This is a genomic window from Alkalihalophilus marmarensis DSM 21297 (genome assembly GCF_000474275.2).
GTDB lineage: Bacteria > Bacillota > Bacilli > Bacillales > Bacillaceae_D > Alkalihalophilus > Alkalihalophilus marmarensis.
Genome location: NZ_ATAE01000075.1, coordinates 1 through 1,307 on the forward strand (window position 1 = coordinate 1; position 1,307 = coordinate 1,307).

Annotated in this window: 2 protein-coding genes; both read right to left on the bottom strand. The window is 32.4% G+C overall.

The genetic code is table 11. The features are described 5' to 3' along the window. Nucleotides 1-318: 318 nt before the first annotated feature. On the bottom strand, nt 319-630 hold the full coding sequence (locus A33I_RS19245; protein WP_022629945.1) for a hypothetical protein: 312 nt from the start codon (nt 628-630) through the stop codon (nt 319-321). Between the two features lie 126 nt (nt 631-756). Then, entirely contained in the window at nt 757-1,158 is a 402-nt protein-coding gene (locus A33I_RS19250) for a cytidine deaminase (RefSeq protein ID WP_022629946.1), read from the bottom strand. Nucleotides 1,159-1,307: the final 149 nt, after the last annotated feature.

Below are 1,307 nucleotides of genomic sequence, written 5' to 3' on the forward strand. Positions count from 1 at the left end.
GAAGAAAAATCAGGAGTATAGAAAATCGTTAGAACCCAACCTGATATAATTTGTAATACGATAAATAGAAGCATAAAACTAAATATAAATACAATAAATTTTCCCATTTTATTCACTCCCTTTAAATTTTTTACGAAACACCTAGAAGTAAGGTTTCAATTAAATCCAATATTTTATAACCTTGCCCTTTTGGTTTAATATTAATTTTTTTCGTTAACAAAGAGAAATGCATCCCTTATTGAAGGATGCTGCTTCGTTAATTCATTGAAAAATGGCGATAACCATTAATCAGCTATCGTACCCCGTTAGCGTAATATCTTAAATTTCACCTTGTAAAAAGGGAGAGAACACAGAATAAGCAGACCAAATGAAAACTATCCAAAAAGTAATAGAAGTTATACGTTCGTTCAATAGTGGACTTCTTTTAGATAAGATATAAGTCCGAAACAATGTATATAGACAAAATAGTAAAAAAGATAAACCAAACCAGACTACACCAACATTCCCTAAATAAGCTATGCCTGCACTTTCGTATATGTTACTTAATACTTTTTCAGTCAAAAGGAATCCCGCAACTAAGAAAATGATTATTTCAACAAATGTAATAGCATACATCTTCCAAACACCCAAAAAGTTTCCCTCCCTTTTCTTAAATACTACCATTAAAACCCAGAATCATTCTTAAAGTATTCTGCTCCTTTAGCACAAGAATCGAATGCTTTTTATTGAACACTCGTTGCCCGTTAGAATAATTCATTACTCTTGATAGGCTTTATACCAATGATGTGGTTGTATTTCTTTTAATGTTTTATAATCCAATTCACCAGTTCGATTAGTAACAGCTGCTTTTACATTATCTCCCCAGTAAAAAAGTCTTTCTTGACATACGCCACAAGGAGTCAAAATTTTAAAGTCAGCATTTTCGTCTTTTCTTACAACACAAACAGTATGTGTGACCTTAGTATTAAGTTTATGTGCTTCAAGAATGGCCCCAGTTTCAATACACAATTCAGTTGAAGCAACTATAACATCTGGTGCTACACTGGTGAGGATTTGACCATCTTCTGTATACATAGCTGCAGCCCCACCCCAATTTGATCGATACCTCTGTTTTATCAAATCTATTGCTGCATTATAAATTCTTCGTTCAATGTCCATTTTTCTTAATCCCCCAAACTTTCTTTAAACTAATATCGTATAATATTTAGTTTCTTGCACTAAACTGCTCCTTTCGTATTATAAGGTCAGCCAGATAAGAAAATATTTCTGGTTGACCATTTGTTATATGGTTTTATTATAACGGTAGC

Excerpts from the sequence above, each read along its gene's own strand:
- A33I_RS19250 (WP_022629946.1), bottom strand. The coding sequence starts at position 1,158 with ATGGACATTGAACGAAGAATTTATAATGCAGCAATAGATTTGATAAAA.